This is a genomic window from Kitasatospora sp. NPDC059973, assembly GCF_042737525.1.
In the GTDB taxonomy this organism is placed as follows: domain Bacteria; phylum Actinomycetota; class Actinomycetes; order Streptomycetales; family Streptomycetaceae; genus Kitasatospora.
The window spans coordinates 1-17,214 of sequence record NZ_JBHWUI010000011.1 but is presented as its reverse complement, the minus strand read 5'-3'; the positions used below and the strand labels follow the sequence as shown (position 1 = coordinate 17,214).

The window sequence follows — 17,214 nt, the reverse complement described above, 5'->3', positions numbered from 1 at the left end:
TTGGCCCGGTGAAGGTCCGGTGGACGAACGACCGCCCGTTCAGCGCCGCAGGGCCTCGGCGGGCTGGATCCGGGCCGCGCGCCAGGCCGGGTAGGCACCGGCCAGCAGCCCGGTGGCCAGCCCGGCGACCGGGGCGGCGGCCACCGTCGCCGGGGACACCACCGGGGTCCAGTCCCGGGCGAGCGCCACGCCGAGCACCGTCAGCACCCCCAGCGAGCTGCCGACCAGGCCGCCCAGCAGCCCCAGCGAGCCGGACTCGCAGAGGAACTGGCCGGTGATGTGCCGGCCGCGGGCGCCCAGCGCGCGGCGCAGCCCGATCTCACCGGTCCGCTCCAGCACCGCGACCAGGGTGGTGTTGGCGATCCCGACGGCCCCGATCACCAGGCAGATCCCGGCGAGCAGCAGGAAGAGCCGGTCGAGGTCGGAGGTGACGCCCGAGCGCAGGGTGCGCGGGTCCGGGGGCGGCGTCACGGCGAAGTTCTCCGGGTGGGCCGGGTCCAGCGCCGGCGCGGCCTCGTCGGCGATCTGCCGGGCGGCGCCGATCCTGGTGGCGACGAGCATCTTCGCGCGGTCCCCGGTGGGGCCGCCCCAGAGCCGGGCGGCGGCCCCGCGCGGCACGACCACCGAGAGCAGCAGCTCGGGCCGGCGCCGGACGTCGTCGACGATGCCGATGACGGTGAACGGCCGGCCGGCCAGGAACACCGCGGGCTGGGTGTCGAGCGTGCCGATCCCGAGCCGGGCGGCCAGGGCGGAGCCGAGCACCGCCACCTGCCGCCCGGTGGTGTCGTGCCAGGCGTCGAAGGTCCGGCCCTGGGCCAGGTGCGGCCCGGCCGCCGTGAGGAGGCCGGCCGAGGCCGCGACCACGGTCGCCTGCTCGCCGCCGGAGGGCCGGCCCACCGGCGCGGCCCGGACCGACCCGGCGGGCAGCTGGACCGGCCAGTAGACGCCGGCCGCCTCGACCCCGTTCAGCCGCTGGATCCGGGCGTCGGCGTCGGCGGGGAAGGAGAGCGGGGTGAGGTCCGGTCGCGGGCCGCCGGTGTCCTCGACGCTCACCTCGGTCGCGGTGAGCACGCTGAAACGGGAGTCGATCCGGGCCGAGGCGGTGGCCGTCAGCCCGAGCACGGCGACGAAGGCGCCGACCCCGAGGACGGTGCCGAGCGCGGTCAGCGCCGAGCGGGCGGGCCGCTGGAGCACTCCCGCGAGGGCCTCGGCGAGCAGGTCCCGCGAAAGCAGCCGGGTGGGCTCGACGGGGCGGGGGCGGCCGCGCCGCCTCATCCGGCGCCCACCTCCCGCAGCACCCCGTCGCGGATCGCCACCGTCCGCCGGCCGCGGGCGGCCACCTGCGGGTCGTGCGTGATCAGCAGGAGGGTCAGGCCCTGCGCGTGCAGGTCGTCCAGCAGGGCCAGGACGGACCGGGCGGTGGCGGTGTCCAGGTTGCCGGTCGGCTCGTCGCAGAGCAGCAGCGCCGGCCGGCCGACCAGCGCGCGGGCGATCGCGACCCGCTGGCGCTCGCCGCCGGAGAGCCGGGACGGCAGGGCGTCCGCCCGGTGGCCGAGGCCCACCCGGACCAGCGCCTCGCGGGCCCGCTCGCGCCGCTCGGCCGCCGCCCGGCGGCCCCGGGCGGCGGTGTACAGCAGGGCGAGCGCGACGTTCTCCGCCGCGCTGCGGTGCGGGAGCAGGTGGAAGGACTGGAAGACGAAGCCGATCCGGCGCCCGCGCAGGGCGGTGCGGTCGCCGTCGGCGAGCGGGCCGGTGTCGACGCCGTCCAGCAGGTACCGGCCGGTGGTGGGGGCGTCCAGCAGGCCGGCGATGTTGAGGAAGGTGGACTTGCCGGAGCCGGACGGGCCGGTCACCGTGACGTAGTCGCCCGGGTCGACGGCCAGGTCGCAGGGGGCCAGGGCGGTGACCGGCGGCGGTCCGGGGTAGGTCAGGCCGACCCGGCGGAACTCGACCAGCGGGGCGCTCACCGGGTGCCCGCCCGGACCCCGACGATCACCTGGTCGCCGGGCCCGAGCGCGCCCCCGGCCAGCGGGCGGACCTCGGTGCTGCCGCCGCCGACCATGCCCGGGGTCACCTCGACCCGTCGGCGCCCTCCGCCCTCGTACACCGTCACCACCGTCCGGCCGTCCGCCGTCGCGGAGACGGCGGAGAGCGGGACGACCAGCACCGGGCCGGCCGAGGAGGCGGCCCGGACGGTGAGGCGGACGTCCTGGCCGGCCAGTCTCGGGTCGAGCGGAGCGTCCGGTTCGACCACCAGCGGGTAGCCGGTCCGGTCCGTGCCGGGCTGCCGGGCGCCGCCGCCGGGCGCGGTGCCGGTGCCGCTGCCGCTGCCGGACGGGGGTCCCTCGCCGGGGGTGTCGGCCACCGCGGTCACCGTCGCGGTCGCGGTGGTGCCGGTCACCTCGGAGAGGATCTCCACCTGCTGGCCCGGGCGGACCTGGCCCTTGTCGGGGGCGGTCAGGCTGCCCTTCACGACCAGCGCCCCGGCCGAGACGGTCAGCACGGTGCCGGTGACCTCGCCGCCGACCCGGCCGGCGACGCCGTCCACCCGGGCCGGGAAGCCGGTGAGGAAGAGCAGTTCGGCGGCGGGGACCATCGGGCCGACGGTGGCCCGGACGTCGGCGGCCTTCTTCCGGAGCCCGGTGAGGTCCTCGCCGGCCCGGGTCACCTGTTTGCGGGCCGTCTCGACGGCGGTGCGGGCCGCGTCCACCGGGCTCTCGCCGACCGGGGCGCCGGCCGGTTCGCCGGCCGGGGCGCCGGGCGTCGGCGCGGCGGACCGGGCCCGCTCGGCGGCCAGCGCGTCGTCGAGCCGCTTCTGCGCGGCCTTCAGCGCGTCCCTGCCGTCCGCCAGGGCCCGCTCGCCGCCCGTCACCGCGGCCTGGGCGGCCGACACCTGGGCGTCGCCGTCCGGCGAGGCCGGCCGCGGGTCGTAGCCGCGGGCGGCGTAGAAGGCCGTCACCGCCGCCCCGGTGGCCGCGCCGTAGCGCCCCGCGGGGTCGCCGTCTGAGCCGAACCCGAGCTCCTTCAGGGCCTGTTGGAGCTGCTCGACGTCCTGCCCGGTGGCGCCCGGCCGGAGGTCCCGGTACACCGGGAGGCCGCCGCGGAGGGCGAACACCGGCCGCCCCGAGACCTCCAGCACCGACTGCCCGGCCGCGACCTGGTCGCCGGTCCGCACCGGGAGCTTGGTGACCACCGGCTTGGCGCCGGCCGGACCGCCGCTCCCGGCCGGGGCCACCTCGACCGTCTGGCCGGCGCCGACCTGGCCGCGGAGCACCACCGAGTCGGTCAGCACGCGCTGCTCCACGGCGGCCGTCAGGACGTCGGGCGGCGGGGGCTCGCTCTCGGCGGCGGCCTGCGCGGGCGACCTGATCACCAGTGAGGCGGCCAGCCCGGCCCCCGAGACGGCCGCGGCGACCAGCGTGACGGCCAGCAGCAGCCGCCCGCGGCGGCGCAGTACCGACCCGCCGGGGCCCGGCGGCGGCGCCCCGGGGCCGGTGGCCGGGCCGTCGTCCTGAGCGGCCCCGGACCCTTCGACGATCGACACGCCCCACCCTCGATCCGGCTTCCGGGCCGCCCGACCGAGTGGCCCCGTACGGTTCGCCCGCCCCGTACGTGACGGGGCGGCAGTGCCTCGGCCTGGGCGGGCGGGCTCGTCGGGCGGGCCGGAAGCGCGCCCGCACCCCCCCGGTGCCCGCCGGTCCCCCCGGCCGCGGGACGGGCGTGCTGCCCCGTCCCGGGGCGTGAAACTAACACAGCGCGGGGGCCCGCCGGCCGGGTTCGCCCGCAACGGCGGGGCGGCTGCGGGGAACTGCGGGGGAATGTCCCGTTCGGGCCGTGCGGCGCCGGGCGGGTGCGGCGAACTCCCGGCTCAGCTGGGCCGGTTGCGCTCGTACACCAGGCGCAGGCCGATCAGCGTCAGCCAGGGCTCGTGGACGTCGATGGTGCCGGCCTCGCCGAGCACCAGCGGGGCCAGTCCGCCGGTGGCGATGACCTGGACGTCGTCCGGGTCCTTGGCGAGCTCCTTGGCCATCCGGTCGACCAGGCCGTCGACCTGGCCGGCGAAGCCGTAGAGGATGCCGGACTGCATGCCCTCGACGGTGTTCTTGCCGATCACGTTGCGCGGGCGGGCCAGCTCGATCTTGCGCAGCTGGGCGCCGCGCGCGCCGAGCGCCTCGACCGAGATCTCGATGCCGGGGGCGATCGCGCCGCCCACGTAGTCGCCGCGGGCGTTGATCGCGTCGAAGGTGGTGGCGGTACCGAAGTCGACCACGATGCACGGGCCCCCGTACAGGTGGTTGGCGGCCAGCGCGTTGACGATCCGGTCGGCGCCGACCTCCTTGGGGTGGTCCATCAGGACGTGCACGCCCGTCTTCACCCCCGGCTCCACGATCACCGCGGGGACGTCGCCGTAGTAACGGCGGGTCACCTCGCGGAACTCGTGGAGCACGGAGGGGACGGACGAGCAGATCGCCAGGCCCTCCACCGCGGCCTCGTTGACCGCGGTGTGCGAGCCCATCAGGCCCTGCAGGAGCACCGCCAGCTCGTCGGCCGTGCGGCGCGGATCGGTGGAGATCCGCCAGTGCTCGACCACGTCCTCGCCGTCGAACAGGCCGAGCGTGGTCTGGGTGTTGCCGACGTCGATGGTGAGCAGCATGGGGTGCCTTCTGCGTGAGGGGTGATCAGAGGTGATCAGGCGCGCAGGTCCAGGCCGATGTCCAGGATCGGCGAGGAGTGCGTGAGCGCGCCCACGGCCAGGTAGTCGACCCCAGTCTGGGCGACCTCGCGCGCGCTGGCCAGGGTCAGTCCGCCGGACGCCTCCAGCCGGGCGCGCCCGGCCACCAGCTCGACGGCCTCCTTCAGCTGCGGCACGGTGAAGTTGTCCAGCAGGACGAGGTCGGCCCCGGCCTCCAGCACCGGCGGGATCTGCTCCAGGGTGTCCACCTCGACCTCGACCGCCAGGTCGGGGTAGGCGGCCCGGACGGCCCGGAACGCCTCGGCGACGCCGCCGGCCGCGACCACGTGGTTGTCCTTGACCAGGGCCGCGTCGGAGAGCGCCATCCGGTGGTTGGCGCCGCCGCCGCAGCGGACCGCGTACTTCTGCAGCGCCCGCAGGCCCGGGGTGGTCTTGCGGGTGTCGCGGACCACCGCGCCGGTGCCCTCCAGGGCGTCCGCCCAGGCGCGGGTCGCGGTGGCGATGCCGGAGAGGTGGCAGAGCAGGTTGAGCGCGCTGCGCTCGGCGGTCAGCAGGTCGCGGGTGCGGCTGCGGACGGAGAGCAGCACCTGGCCGGCCTCGACGCGGTCGCCGTCCTCGACGTGCCGCTCGACCTCGAACTCCTCCTCGCAGACCAGCGAGACGACCGCCTCGGCGATCCGCAGGCCCGCGACCACGCCGGCCTCGCGGGCGGTGAAGTCGGCGGTGGCGACGGCGTCGGCGGGCACCGTGGCGACCGAGGTGACGTCCTCGCCGCCGGCCAGGTCCTCGGCCAGCGCCAGGGTGGCGATGTCCTCGACCTCGATCGGGTCGAGGCCGGCCTCCTCCAGCAGCTCGGCGAGCCGCGGGTCCAGGCCGGTCTCGTAGCCCTCGCCGTCCCCGCACGCGCAGCCGTCGCCGCAACCGCCGGCCATCGGGAGTTCCTCGTGGGAGTGGGTCATGGTTCTACTGCTCCTCAGGGGTGCTGACAAGGTCGCCGGAGGCGGTGAGGGTGGTGATCAGGTGGCGCTGCCAGTGGGCGTCGTCCCGCTCGGGGAAGTCCTCGCGCCAGTGGCAGCCGCGGGTCTCGGCGCGCCGGGCGGCGGCCGTCACCAGGGCGGTGCCGACCAGCAGCAGGTTGGCGGCCTCCCAGGTCTCCACCCGGGGGTCGGCCGGCTTCTCCTCGGCGACGTGCGCCAGGGCCTGCTCGGCGATCAGGGCGAGTCCGGCGGCCGTGCCGGCCATCGACGAGGCCGAGCGCAGGACGCCCGTGCCGCGCGACATCAGCCGCTGGATCTCGGCCCGCGCCTCGGGGGCGGGCAGCGGCACCGGGCGGGCGGCCCGCGCGGCGGCGACGTCCACCGAGCGCTCGGGCAGTTCGTCCGCGCGGTGCCGGGCGGTCAGGTCGGCGGCGATCCGCTCGGCGAAGACCAGGCCCTCCAGCAGGGAGTTGGAGGCCAGCCGGTTGGCGCCGTGCACCCCGGTGCAGGCCACCTCGCCGCAGGCGTACAGCCCGGGGACGGTGGTGCGGCCGGTCGGGTCGGTGCGGACGCCGCCGGAGGCGTAGTGCGCGGCCGGGGCGATCGGGATCGGCTCGGTGACCGGGTCGATGCCGTGCGCGCGGCAGGTGGCGAGGATGGTCGGGAACCGCTCCTCCCACATCCCGGCGCCGAAGTGCCGCCCGTCCAGGTACATGTGGTCGGTGCCCAGGAGCTGCATCCGCTGGGTGATGGCCTTGGCGACGATGTCGCGCGGGGCCAGTTCGGCCAGCTCGTGCTGCCCGAGCATGAAGCGGGTGCCGTCCCCGTCGACCAGGTGCGCGCCCTCGCCGCGGACCGCCTCGGAGACCAGCGGCTGCTGGCCCTCGGCGTCCGGGCCGAGCCAGAGCACGGTCGGGTGGAACTGCACGAACTCCAGGTCGGTGACCTCGGCGCCGGCCCGCAGCGCGAGCGCCACGCCGTCGCCGGTGGAGACCGCGGGGTTGGTGGTGGCGGAGTAGACCTGGCCCATGCCGCCGGTGGCGAGGACCACCGCGCGGGCCCGGATGGCGCCGACGCCGTCGCGCTGGCCCTCGCCCATCACGTGCAGGGTGAGGCCGGCGGCGTGGCCGTCGGCGTCGGTGAGCAGGTCGAGGACGAGGGCGTGCTCGATCAGCTCCAGGCCCGGGTCGGACCGGACGGCGGTGACCAGGGCGCGCGATATCTCGGCGCCGGTGGCGTCCCCGCCGGCGTGCGCGATCCGGCGGCGGTGGTGCCCGCCCTCGCGGGTGAGCTGGATCTCGCCGTCGTCGCCTCGGTCGAAGGCGGCGCCGGTGGCGATCAGGTGGCGGACGGCCTCCGGGCCCTCGGTGACGAGGGTGCGGACGGCCTCCTCGTCGCAGAGCCCGACACCGGCCACCAGGGTGTCGGCCAGGTGCTGCTCGGGGGTGTCGCCCTCGCCCAGGGCGGCGGCGATGCCGCCCTGGGCCCAGCGGGTCGACCCGTCGTCGAGCATCGCCTTGGTGACCACCATGGCCCGCAGGCCGGCCTTGCGGACGTTGAGGGCGACGGTGAGTCCGGCCACGCCGGAGCCGACCACGACGATGTCGGTGGTGGCCGTCCAGCCGGGGGCGGGGGCGGTGAGGCGGTGCGTGACGGGCATGGCGTTCAGTGGCTCCTTCAGCGCGCGGCGGTCGGGGCCGCGCCGTTGCCGTCACGGTACGCCGCGTCGCCGCGGAGCAGCCCGGTGCCCTCCCCGGCCTCGGCGGGGTCGCCGCCCATGCCGGTGATCCGGTTGTCGGCGTCCACGAAGACCACCTTCGGCAGGTAGCCCTTGGCCTCGGCGGTGTCCATCTGCCCGTAGGCGATGAGTATGACGAGGTCGCCGGGGTGGACCAGGCGGGCGGCGGCGCCGTTGATGCCGATCACGCCGGAGCCGCGCGGGCCGGCGATGGTGTAGGTCTCCAGCCGGGCGCCGTTGTTGATGTCGACGATGTGGACCAGCTCGCCGGGGAGCAGGTCGGCGGCGTCGAGCAGGTCCTCGTCCACCGTGACGGAGCCGACGTAGTGCAGGTCGGCCTGGGTCACGGTGGCCCGGTGGATCTTGGACTTGAGCATGGTGCGGAGCATGGGGTCACGCCTCCAGTGAGTGCATGCCTGAGGGAATGTGCTGCCGGACGGTCCTGCGGGTGGTGCGACTGCGGGGAGCCCGCGGGTGGTGCGTCGCCGCGTCAGCGGCAGATGATGCGGACGTTGTCGATCAGGCGGGTGGAGCCCACCTTCGCGGCGACGGCCAGCACCGCCTCGCCCCGGAAGTCGTCCGCCGCTTCGGTGAAGGCGTGCGGGTCGATCAGGGCGAGGTAGTCCAGGGTGACACCTTCGGCGGCGTCGAGGGCGGCCGCGGCGGCCTCGCGCACGGCCTGCGGACCCTGCGCGGCCACGTCGCGGCCGGCGAACAGGGCCCGGGACAGCACGAGCGCGTGCTCGCGGTCCTCGGCGGAGAGGAAGCGGTTGCGGGAGGAGAGCGCCAGCCCGTCCTCCTCGCGGACGGTCGGCACGCCGACGATCTCGACGTCGAAGTCCAGGTCGGCGACCATCCGCTGGACGAGCGCCAGCTGCTGGGCGTCCTTCTCGCCGAAGAAGGCGAAGTCCGGGTCGGTGATGTGCAGCAGCTTGGCCACCACGGTCAGCACCCCGTCGAAGTGCCCGGGCCGGGTGGTGCCCTCGAAGCGCTCGCCCATCGGGCCGGCCGCCAGGCGCACCTGCGGCTCGCCGTTCGGGTAGACCTCCTCGACGGACGGCGCGAAGACGACGTCGGCGCCGTTCTCCTCGGCCAGCCGGACGTCCGCCTCCAGGTCGCGCGGGTAGCGTTCGAGGTCCTCGCCGGCGCCGAACTGCAGCGGGTTGACGAAGACGGTCACGGCGACCCGGCCGTCCCGGCCGACCTGCTTGCGGGCGGCCCGGATCAGCGCGCCGTGGCCCTCGTGCAGCGCGCCCATCGTCATCACGACCGCGTTGTCCACCGGCTGCTCGTCCGGCCAGAAGGCCGCCTCGAAGTCGGTGACGCTCCGGGTGACGACGGCCCGGTGGACCTTGGGTGCCCGCTGGGCCTTGCCGGCCTGCTTGCCGCGTGCTGCCATCAGTTCTCCTCGTTCAGTACGTCCAGCAGCGCCGCCGCCGACGCTTCGTCGATCGTCCCGTGGGCGAGCGCCCGCTGGGCGGTGGCGCGGGCCATCGCCCGGTAGGCGGCCGGGATGTCCGGGGACACCGTACTGAGCTGCGCCAGGTGGCGCCGAACGGTGCCCGCGTCGCCCCGCGCGACCGGGCCGGTGAGGGCCGCGTCGCCGGAGCGCAGGCTGTTGTCCAGGGCGGCGCCCAGCAGCGGGCCGAGCAGCCGGCCGGGCTCGGCGACCCCGGCCGTGCGCAGCAGCTCCAGCGCCTGGGAGACCAGGGTGACCAGGTGGTTCGCGCCGTGCGCGAGGGCCGTGTGGTAGAGCGGGCGGACGCCCTCCGGCACCCATTCGGGCTCACCGCCCATCTCGACCACCAGGGCCTCGGCCACCGGGCGCAGCTCCTCGGGGGCGGTCACCCCGAACGGGCAGCCGGCCAGCCGGGCGAGGTCGACCGTGGTGCCGGTGAAGGTCATCGCGGGGTGCAGTGCCAGCGGCAGCGCCCCGGCCCGGGTGGCGGGCTCCAGGACGGCGACGCCGTGCGCGCCCGAGGTGTGCACCACCAACTGGCCGGGGCGGACCGAGCCGGTCGCGACGAGGCCGGCCACCAGGTCGGCCAGCGCGTCGTCGGGGACGGTGAGCAGCACCAGGTCGGCGGCGGCGAGCACCTGCGGCGGGGTGACGATCCGCACGCCCGGCAGCAGCTGTTCGGCGCGGCGGCGGGAGGCGGCGGACACCCCGGAGGCGGCGACCACCCGGTGCCCGGCGAGCTGCAGGGCGGCGCCCAGCGCGGGGCCGACCCGGCCGGTGCCGACCACCCCGACGGCGAGCCGGGCCGGCCGGTTGCCGGGGGCGGCCGGGTCGCCGAAACCGTCGTCGAGCGGGCCGGGGCCGACGCTGTCGGAGGCGCTCACGCGGCCACCTCCGGGTCGTTCCCGGGCCGGGGGGCACCCCGGCGCTCGGCGGGGGCAATCGCCATGGCGCACCTCTCGACGGTGAGCCCGGTTCGCTCGCTCACAGCTCGGCCCTGGTCCTCACTCTTACCGTTCCGGTCCTCTGCGGGTACCGGACGCACCGGCCCATTCTACGGCCGGGGCGGACGGCGGATTAATCCGCGGCGCCGGCCCGGATCAGGCCCGCCTCGTAGGCGAGGACGACGGCCTGGACCCGGTCGCGCAGGCCGAGCTTGGCCAGGATCCGGCCGACGTGGGTCTTCACGGTGGCCTCGGACAGGACCAGCCGGGCGGCGATCTCACCGTTCGAGAGGCCCTGGGCGACCAGCAGGAACACCTCGCGCTCGCGCTCGGTGAGCGGGCCCAGGGTGTCCGGTCCCGGCGTGCTCGCCGCGGTGGGCAGCACCTCGGCGAAGCGGTCGATCATGCGGCGGGTGGTGGTCGGCGCGACCACCGCGTCGCCGCCGTGCACCGCCCGGATCGCGGCCACCAGCTCGGTCGGCGGCACGTCCTTGAGCAGGAACCCGCTGGCCCCGGCCTTGAGCGCGGCGAAGGCGTACTCGTCCAGGTCGAAGGTGGTGAGGATGAGCACGTGCGGCGCGTTCGGCAGCGGGCTGCCGTCCTCGGCGAGGCAGATCCGGCGGGTCGTCTGCACCCCGTCCAGGCGGGGCATCCGGACGTCCATCAGGATCACGTCCACCTGCGTGTGCCGCAGCCGCTCCAGGGCCTGCGCGCCGTCGCCGGCCTCGGCGACGATCTCGATGTCGCCCTGGGACTGCAGGATCATCCGGAAGCCGGTGCGCAGCAGCTCCTGGTCGTCGACGAGCATCACGCGGATGGTCAAGGTGGCTCCTAGTTCGTGGGCGGCAACGGGGTCAGTGTGCTGCCTTGAGGGGCAGGACGGCGCGGATCCGGAAGCCGCCGCCGGGGCGCGGCCCGACATCGAGGCTGCCACTGACCATGCCGACCCGCTCGCGCATGCCGATCAGGCCGTGCCCCTGGCCGTCCGTCCCGCCGGCGGCGAGCTGCTCGTCGGTCGAGCCGCGGCCGTCGTCCTCGATCAGGACGGCCAGCTCGCGCTCGCCGAAGTCGACCGCGACCCGGGCGTGCACATCGGGGCCGCCGTGCTTGCGGACGTTGGTCAGTGCTTCCTGGACGATCCGGTAGACGGTCAGCTCGACGCCGCGCGGCAGTTCGCGCGGGTCGCCGGAGGTGGCGAAGTCCACCTGGAGGCCGGCCGTGCGGACCTGGTCCAGCAGCTCGGGCAGCTCCTCGACGCCGGGCTGCGGCACGTACTCCTCGGCGGTGTCCGCGGTGCGCAGCACGCCCAGCAGCCGGCGCATCTCGACGAGCGCCTGTCGCCCGGTGGAGGCGATCGTGCCCAGCGCCTCCTTGGCCTGCTGGGGCGAGTTGTCCAGCACGTAGGCGGCGCCGTCGGCCTGGACGATCATGACGGAGACGTTGTGCGCGACCACGTCGTGCAGTTCGCGGGCGATCCGGGCGCGCTCGGCGGCGACCGCCACCTTGGCCTGGGCGTCGCGCTCGCGCTCCAGCCGGGCGGCGCGGTCCTCCAGCTCGACCAGGTAGGCGCGGCGCACCCGGGTGAGCCGGCCCCAGGCCCAGCAGAGGATGAACGGGCTGCTCATCGCCGCGGTGAGCAGCAGGAACTCGCCCAGGCTGTACGAGCGCTGCTGGGCGTCGCCGTTCGGGTCGATCACGGTCTTGCTGAGGTGGAGCTGCCAGTACGTCAGCGGTCCGGCCGCCAGCCCGGCGGCCAGGGCCAGCCGGGAGATCCAGGCGGAGCCGAAGGCGGCGCCGGTGTAGGCGAAGACCAGGTACCCGATGCTGGACCCGGCGGGCAGGATGCCCAGCGTGATCTGACCGATCCCCAGCGCGGTGGCGGCGGCCACGGTGGCGTCGGGGTAGCGGCGCCGGAAGACCATCAGCAGCGGGATGAGCAGGGCGATGACGAACTGGGCGGGGGCCCGCCAGGCGCTGTTGTCGCCGCCGTCCGGCAGGAGCCCCAGGAACAGCACGATCGCCGCCCAGGCGGAGTCGACCACCATGGGGTGACGGCGGAGCCAGGCGTTGAGTCGTTGCACGTCTCAAGCGTAGGCAGTCGCGGAGCGTGGTCAGGTCCGCCGGGAGGGCGATCCGTCCTACTCCCTAGGTCGGAGAAGCCCGGACTCCGGTTGGGAGGGGAACCCCGGCGCCGGTAGCGTCCCGCCGCATGACTTGGATGCGGTGGCGGCCCGCCATGGAAGAGGCCCTCTACGCCCCCGTCGGCGGCTTCTACCGCAGGCCGGAGGGGCCGGCCGGGCACTTCCGCACCTCGGTGCACGCCTCCCCGCTGTTCGCCCGCGCGGTGGCCCGGCTGCTGCTGGACGTGGACGCGGCCCTCGGCCGTCCGGAGGAGCTGGCCTTCGTGGACGTCGGGGCGGGCCGCGGCGAGCTGCTGACCGGTGTGCTGGCCGAGCTGCCGGACGGCGTGCTGGCCCGGCTGCGGCCGTACGGGGTGGAGATCGCGGCGGACCGCCCGGCGGGACTGCCGTCCACAGCCCTGTGGACGGACGAGGTGCCGCGCGGCGTCAGCGGGCTGCTGTTCGCCAACGAGTGGCTGGACAACGTGCCGCTGGACCTCGGCGAGGTGGACGAGGACGGGGTGCTGCGCTACGTCGAGGTGGACACCGCGACCGGCGAGGAGCGGCTCGGGTCCGCGGCGGACGCGGCCGACGCCGCCTGGGCCGTGCGCTGGTGGCCGGCCCCCGAGCCGGGTGACGTCGTGGAGTTCGGCGCCCCGCGCGACGCCGTCTGGGCCTCGGCCGTCGCTGGGCTGGAGCGCGGTCTCGCGGTCGCGGCGGACTACGGGCACACCGCCGCGAGCCGCCCGCCCCTCCCCACCCTGACCGGGTTCCGGGCGGGCCGGGAGGTGCGCCCGGTGCCGGACGGCTCCTGCGACCTCACCGCGCACGTGGCGCTGGACGCGGTGGCCGCGCCCGCCGTCCACAGCCTGTGGACGACGCAGCGCGAGGCGCTGCGGGCGCTCGGCGTGAGCGGTGCCCGACCGCCGCTGGCGCTGGCGTCCACCGACCCGGCGGCCTACCTGCGGGCGCTCGGCGGCGCCGGGGAGGCCGCCGAGCTGACCGACCCGGCGGGCCTGGGCGCGTTCGGCTGGCTCGCCCAGGCCGTCCGCATGCCGGTACCGGAGACCCTCGCCGGCCTCGGGGGATGGCAGACTCTCGGGTCATGAGGGAGACCACGGTCGGCATCGGGGCGGGAGCCGAGAACTTCACCGGCGCGGCGGGCAGCACCGACATGGTGCTCAACATCGGCCCGCAGCACCCGGCGACCCACGGTGTGCTGCGGCTGAAGCTGGTGCTGGACGGCGAGCGGATCGTCACCGCGGAGCCGGTGATCGGCTACATGCACCGCGGCGCGGAGAAGCTCTTCGAGGCCCGTGACTACCGGCAGATCATCATGCTGGCCAACCGGCACGACTGGCTCTCCGCGTTCGCCAACGAGCTGGGCGTGGTGCTCGGCGTCGAGCGGATGCTCGGCATGGAGGTGCCCGAGCGCGCGGTCTGGATCCGCACCCTGCTCGCCGAGCTGAACCGCGTCCTCAACCACCTGATGTTCCTCGGCTCCTACCCGCTGGAGCTGGGCGGGATCACCCCGATCTTCCACGCCTTCACCGGCCGTGAGGACCTCCAGCACGTGCTGGAGGAGGCCTCCGGCGGCCGGATGCACTACATGTTCAACCGGGTCGGCGGCCTCAAGGAGGACCTGCCGGCCGGCTGGCTCGGCCGGGTCCGGGCGGCGATCGCCACCGTCCGCTCGCAGCTGCCGGTCTTCGAGGAGCTCGTCCTCGGCAACGAGATCTTCCGGGCCCGCACCGCCGGCGTCGGCGTGCTCAGCCGGGCGCACGCCGAGGCGTACGGGGTCAGCGGCCCGATCGCGCGCGCCAGCGGGCTCGACTTCGACCTGCGCCGCGACGAGCCCTACCTGGCGTACGGCTCGGACGAGCTGCGCGCGGTGCTGACGGTGGTCACCCGTGAGGAGGGCGACTGCCTGGCCCGGTTCGAGTGCCTGCTGGAGCAGACCGTCAACGCGCTGGACCTCGCGGACGCCTGCCTGGACAAGCTCGCCACGCTGGCGCCCGGCCCGGTCAACCTGCGGCTGCCCAAGGTGCTCAAGGCCCCTGAGGGCAGCACCTACGCCTGGACGGAGAACCCGCTCGGCGTCAACGGCTACTACCTGGTCTCGCGCGGCGACAAGACGCCGTGGCGGCTGAAGCTGCGCTCGGCGTCCTTCAACAACATCCAGGCGCTCACCGAACTGCTGCCCGGCACCCTGGTCGCCGACATGGTGGCCATCCTGGGCTCGATGTTCTTCGTCGTCGGCGACATCGACAAGTAGGCGGCATCGACACGTGGCGGTGGGGCGCCGGGCGCCGGGCGGCGGCGAGGGCGTACCGGCGGGCTACTTCTTGCGGCCCGGCTTCCGGCCCGGGTCGGCCGGGTGCGGCGCCACCTTGCGGTCGCCCTTGGTGGCGATCCGCTGCTCGCAGAGGCCGGCCAGCACCTCGTACCCGGCCTTGCCCATCAGCTCGGTGAGCTCGGGGCGGTAGCTGATGTACACCGGGTCCGGGCCGGTGTGCGCGTCCGGGCTGCCGGTGCACCACCAGTGCAGGTCGTGGCCGCCCGGGCCCCAGCCCCGGCGGTCGTACTCGCCGATGGTGACCTGGAGGTAGCGGGTGTCGTCCGGGCGGTCGATCCAGTCGTAGGTGCGCCGCACCGGGAGCTGCCAGCAGACGTCCGGCTTGGTCTCCAGCGGCTCCTTGCCCTCCTGGAGGGCGAGGGTGTGCAGCGCGCAGCCGGCGCCGCCGGCGAAGCCGGGGCTGTTGAGGAAGAGGCAGGCGCCGTTGACCCGGCGGGTCTGCCGGTCGCCGTCCTCGTCGAACATGGTGATGCCGCCGTCGAGCCGGATCCGGCCCTTGGCGTCGGTGCCGTGCGGGTGGTTCTCCCAGATCTCGGGCGTCAGCCGGGCCGCGTGGCCGGCCACGCGCCGCTCGTCGTCCTCGTCCGAGTAGTGCGCGCCGAGCGTGCAGCAGCCGTCCGACTCGCCGCGGCCCTCGCGGATGCCCTGGCAGCCCCGGCCGAAGATGCACGTCCAGCGGGAGGTCAGCCAGGTGAGGTCGCAGCGGAAGACCTGCTCCTCGTCGGCCGGGTCGGCGAACTCGACCCAGGCCCGGGGGAAGTCGAGCGGGACCTCGGGGCGCGGGGCGTCGAGCGGGACCTCAACGCGCAGGGTCGGCATCGCGAGGTCGACCGGGGTCGCGCCGGCCTTGGTCTTCTTCTTGGAGGTCTCTGCTGCTGCCACCCGGCAAGGGTAGAGCCTTCACGGCGGTGCGAACCGCCTGCGGGCGGGGGATTTGCGGTGGTTTCGCCCAGCGGCGGCGGTCGGAGCCGCCGTCGGGCGAGGTGAAGGCGGGGTGAAGAGGTCTCCGGCGCGCTGCGGCCCGGCGCGGCCGCCCCTCTAGGATGGCGGCCGGTCCGCTACGGGGAGGTACGGGGATGGCGAGCGGCAGTGGCAACGGCGATGCCGGAGGCGGCACCTTCGCCCTCAAACCGTGGGAACTGCACGGTGAGGGGCGCGAGTTCGAAAAGATCTCGGAGGACTTCGGGAAGGCCGCCAGCACCTTGGAGCAGTCGCTCGCGGCGCTCGGCAGCCCGTGGGGGCAGGACCGGCCGGGCAGCGGATTCGCCGCCGCCTACAAGGACGCGCGCGGCGGTCTGCTCGGCGGTCTGCGCGGGCTGGCCGGGCAGCTGGGGCAGGTCGGCTCGGGGCTGCACACCATGGCCGAGCGGACCGTCGACGCGGAGACCGCGGCGGCCGCCGGCTTCGGCGGCGCGGCGGGGCAGGGCGGGCCGGTGACGCCTGCGGCAACCCCGGGGGCCCGTACGACCGTCCCCAAGGACAGGTCGGCCTGACGGCCGGGGCCGTCCGCCGGACGCGGACCGCGGGTGACGCGGTCCGTGCGCGGCGGTCGGCACCCCGTGTTCCGTCGCCGCCGTGCTCCGCCACGCCGTGGCCCGCACGTCGTGGCCCGCCACACCGAAGTCCGCACGCCGCGGTCCGTACGTCGAAGTCCGTACGTCGAAGGGGGAAGCGCATGTCCCGCAAGCTGCCCGAGGAGCTGGCACCGCTGCTGGCCAGGACCGGCCACCAGTGGCCGCAGGCCGACGAGGACGGGCTGCGCAGGGCGGCCGGCCTCTGGCGCGACTTCGGCGTCGAGGCCGAGCGCCTCGGCAAGCGCGGCGGGGACTCCGCCAAGCGCGTCACCGGGGAGAACTCCGGCCGCGCGGTGGACGCCTTCGGCGAGTACTGGCGGGCGTTCAGCGGCCGCGGCACCGGCCACCTGGACGACGCGCACAGCGCCACGATCCTGGTGGCCGGCGCCTTCGACAAGGCCGCCCGGGCCGTCGACAGCTGCAAGGCCGACCTCGTCGCCACCCTCACCGAGCTGGCCGCCGAGCTGAAGAAGGCCGAGGAGCAGGCGGCCCGGGCCAAGGCGGCCGCGGCCGAGGTCGCCACCGCCGCCCGCGGCGACGGAGCGGCGCCCGGCGGGGTCTTCGGCGGGCTGCGGCAGGGCCTCGGCGCGGTGGCGGCCGGGGTGCGCGACGCCGCCACCGAACACGTCGCCGAAGCGGTGGCGGCGGCCGCCGTCGAGTCCGCCGGGCTGAAGATCGGCGGCCTGCTGGACGAGCTCGGCCGGGCGATGAAGGACGGGCTGGACGGCACGCTCAAGGAGCCCGCCGTGGTCGCGCTGCTGCGCCTCGCGCCGGGCGGCGTCCCGGGGGTGCGTCCGGCGTCGTTCACCGGCGGGGCCTTCGACCCGGTCGCCGCCGGGCTGCCCGCCGTGCTCGGCGAGCCGGGCGTGCTGGGCGCGGGCGGCGCGGGCCTGGCGGTGGTGCTCGGTCAGGACGGCCGGCCCGTGGTCGGGGTGCCGGGGCTGGCGGTCAAGCTCGACGAGGCCGGCCGGCCGGTGCTCGACGAGCACGGAGACCCGGTCATCGTCCGGGCCGACGGCACGACGGTGACGGACCCGAGCGGGCTGCTCGTCGTCCAGGGCCCGGACGGCAAGCCGGTGGTGGGGGTCGAGGACCTCGCCGTGAAGGTGGACGAGCAGGGGCGGCCGGTGCTGGGCAGGGACGGCCTGCCGGTGCTGACCGACAAGGACGGCAAGGAGGTCCGCGGCATACCGCTGACCGACCCCGCGGCGGGCCGCGGGAACGGCCACGGACTGGACGGCAAACCGGGCGGGCCGCTCGCCGACGGGCCGGGCGCGGTGCTGCCGGGCGCACCCGGGGCGCCCGGCGTCCCCGGGGCCGGCACGCCCGGGGCCGGGCCGGACGGCGTGGTCG

Annotated in this window: 15 protein-coding genes and 1 pseudogene; 4 read left to right on the top strand and 12 right to left on the bottom strand. The window is 75.9% G+C overall.

Annotation, left to right across the window (positions count from 1 at the left end):
- Positions 1-39: 39 nt before the first annotated feature.
- From ACFWA9_RS05130 to ACFWA9_RS05080, 11 genes are all read right to left on the bottom strand, one after another.
- On the bottom strand, positions 40-1,275 hold the full coding sequence (locus tag ACFWA9_RS05130; protein ID WP_380383242.1) for an ABC transporter permease: 1,236 nt from the start codon (positions 1,273-1,275) through the stop codon (positions 40-42).
- Positions 1,272-1,967 carry an ABC transporter ATP-binding protein gene (locus tag ACFWA9_RS05125; protein ID WP_352286142.1) on the bottom strand — a complete coding sequence of 232 codons (696 nt, stop codon included), beginning with the start codon at positions 1,965-1,967 and terminating at the stop codon, positions 1,272-1,274. The genes ACFWA9_RS05130 and ACFWA9_RS05125 overlap by 4 nt, the downstream gene beginning before the upstream one ends.
- The gene (locus ACFWA9_RS05120) at positions 1,964-3,544 is read right to left on the bottom strand and encodes a peptidoglycan-binding protein (protein WP_380383240.1); all 1,581 of its coding nucleotides are present in this window, start codon (positions 3,542-3,544) and stop codon (positions 1,964-1,966) included. Before ACFWA9_RS05120 ends, ACFWA9_RS05125 begins: the two co-directional genes overlap by 4 nt.
- A 324-nt stretch (positions 3,545-3,868) precedes the next feature.
- Entirely contained in the window at positions 3,869-4,654 is a 786-nt protein-coding gene (locus tag ACFWA9_RS05115) for a type III pantothenate kinase (RefSeq protein WP_352286146.1), read from the bottom strand.
- A gap of 35 nt (positions 4,655-4,689) precedes the next feature.
- Positions 4,690-5,652 carry a carboxylating nicotinate-nucleotide diphosphorylase gene (gene nadC / locus ACFWA9_RS05110; protein ID WP_329488339.1) on the bottom strand — a complete coding sequence of 321 codons (963 nt, stop codon included), beginning with the start codon at positions 5,650-5,652 and terminating at the stop codon, positions 4,690-4,692.
- 4 nt (positions 5,653-5,656) lie between these two features.
- Positions 5,657-7,330, bottom strand: a complete 1,674-nt coding sequence (locus ACFWA9_RS05105; protein ID WP_380383238.1) for an L-aspartate oxidase — start codon at positions 7,328-7,330, stop codon at positions 5,657-5,659.
- A 17-nt stretch (positions 7,331-7,347) separates the two neighbouring features.
- Complete coding sequence (gene panD, locus ACFWA9_RS05100) at positions 7,348-7,797, bottom strand: aspartate 1-decarboxylase (protein ID WP_329488337.1); 450 nt, start codon at positions 7,795-7,797, stop codon at positions 7,348-7,350.
- 101 nt (positions 7,798-7,898) lie between these two features.
- On the bottom strand, positions 7,899-8,807 hold the full coding sequence (panC, locus tag ACFWA9_RS05095; protein ID WP_380383236.1) for a pantoate--beta-alanine ligase: 909 nt from the start codon (positions 8,805-8,807) through the stop codon (positions 7,899-7,901).
- The gene (locus ACFWA9_RS05090) at positions 8,807-9,751 is read right to left on the bottom strand and encodes a Rossmann-like and DUF2520 domain-containing protein (protein ID WP_380383234.1); all 945 of its coding nucleotides are present in this window, start codon (positions 9,749-9,751) and stop codon (positions 8,807-8,809) included. The genes panC and ACFWA9_RS05090 overlap by 1 nt, the downstream gene beginning before the upstream one ends.
- Before the next feature lie 193 nt (positions 9,752-9,944).
- On the bottom strand, positions 9,945-10,634 hold the full coding sequence (locus tag ACFWA9_RS05085; RefSeq protein WP_329488334.1) for a response regulator transcription factor: 690 nt from the start codon (positions 10,632-10,634) through the stop codon (positions 9,945-9,947).
- Between the two features lie 31 nt (positions 10,635-10,665).
- Positions 10,666-11,856: a sensor histidine kinase gene (locus ACFWA9_RS05080; protein WP_380383322.1), complete on the bottom strand. Its 1,191-nt coding sequence runs from the start codon at positions 11,854-11,856 to the stop codon at positions 10,666-10,668.
- Between the two features lie 164 nt (positions 11,857-12,020).
- On the opposite strand from ACFWA9_RS05080, the gene ACFWA9_RS05075 reads away from it, so the two are divergent.
- Both ACFWA9_RS05075 and ACFWA9_RS05070 read left to right on the top strand, forming a co-directional pair.
- The gene (locus ACFWA9_RS05075) at positions 12,021-13,040 is read left to right on the top strand and encodes an SAM-dependent methyltransferase (RefSeq protein ID WP_380383232.1); all 1,020 of its coding nucleotides are present in this window, start codon (positions 12,021-12,023) and stop codon (positions 13,038-13,040) included.
- Positions 13,037-14,206, top strand: coding sequence for an NADH-quinone oxidoreductase subunit D (locus ACFWA9_RS05070; protein ID WP_352286158.1), 1,170 nt, complete (start codon positions 13,037-13,039; stop codon positions 14,204-14,206). Before ACFWA9_RS05075 ends, ACFWA9_RS05070 begins: the two co-directional genes overlap by 4 nt.
- A gap of 63 nt (positions 14,207-14,269) precedes the next feature.
- On the opposite strand, the gene ACFWA9_RS05065 is transcribed toward ACFWA9_RS05070, so the two are convergent.
- The gene (locus tag ACFWA9_RS05065; protein ID WP_352286384.1) at positions 14,270-15,106 is read right to left on the bottom strand and encodes a hypothetical protein; all 837 of its coding nucleotides are present in this window, start codon (positions 15,104-15,106) and stop codon (positions 14,270-14,272) included.
- A 257-nt stretch (positions 15,107-15,363) separates the two neighbouring features.
- Between ACFWA9_RS05065 and ACFWA9_RS05060 the strand changes: the two genes are divergently transcribed.
- Both ACFWA9_RS05060 and ACFWA9_RS05055 read left to right on the top strand, forming a co-directional pair.
- Positions 15,364-15,780 (top strand): hypothetical protein, encoded by a 417-nt coding sequence (locus tag ACFWA9_RS05060; protein ID WP_329488330.1) that lies wholly within the window; start codon positions 15,364-15,366, stop codon positions 15,778-15,780.
- Positions 15,781-15,962: 182 nt separating this feature from the next.
- Positions 15,963-17,214 (top strand): annotated as a pseudogene (locus tag ACFWA9_RS05055) (hypothetical protein); the annotation flags it as partial.

What these genes read in the sequence shown, in the direction of transcription:
- ACFWA9_RS05070 (WP_352286158.1), top strand. Translation starts at nt 13,037, where the DNA reads ATGAGGGAGACCACGGTCGGCATCGGGGCGGGAGCCGAGAACTTCACC.
- ACFWA9_RS05060 (WP_329488330.1), top strand. Translation starts at nt 15,364, where the DNA reads ATGGCGAGCGGCAGTGGCAACGGCGATGCCGGAGGCGGCACCTTCGCC.
- ACFWA9_RS05105 (WP_380383238.1), bottom strand. Translation starts at nt 7,330, where the DNA reads ATGCCCGTCACGCACCGCCTCACCGCCCCCGCCCCCGGCTGGACGGCC.
- ACFWA9_RS05065 (WP_352286384.1), bottom strand. Translation starts at nt 15,106, where the DNA reads ATGCCGACCCTGCGCGTTGAGGTCCCGCTCGACGCCCCGCGCCCCGAG.
- ACFWA9_RS05130 (WP_380383242.1), bottom strand. Translation starts at nt 1,275, where the DNA reads ATGAGGCGGCGCGGCCGCCCCCGCCCCGTCGAGCCCACCCGGCTGCTT.
- nadC (WP_329488339.1), bottom strand. Translation starts at nt 5,652, where the DNA reads ATGACCCACTCCCACGAGGAACTCCCGATGGCCGGCGGTTGCGGCGAC.
- ACFWA9_RS05115 (WP_352286146.1), bottom strand. Translation starts at nt 4,654, where the DNA reads ATGCTGCTCACCATCGACGTCGGCAACACCCAGACCACGCTCGGCCTG.
- ACFWA9_RS05075 (WP_380383232.1), top strand. Translation starts at nt 12,021, where the DNA reads ATGACTTGGATGCGGTGGCGGCCCGCCATGGAAGAGGCCCTCTACGCC.
- ACFWA9_RS05080 (WP_380383322.1), bottom strand. Translation starts at nt 11,856, where the DNA reads ATGGTGGTCGACTCCGCCTGGGCGGCGATCGTGCTGTTCCTGGGGCTC.
- panC (WP_380383236.1), bottom strand. Translation starts at nt 8,807, where the DNA reads ATGGCAGCACGCGGCAAGCAGGCCGGCAAGGCCCAGCGGGCACCCAAG.
- panD (WP_329488337.1), bottom strand. Translation starts at nt 7,797, where the DNA reads ATGCTCCGCACCATGCTCAAGTCCAAGATCCACCGGGCCACCGTGACC.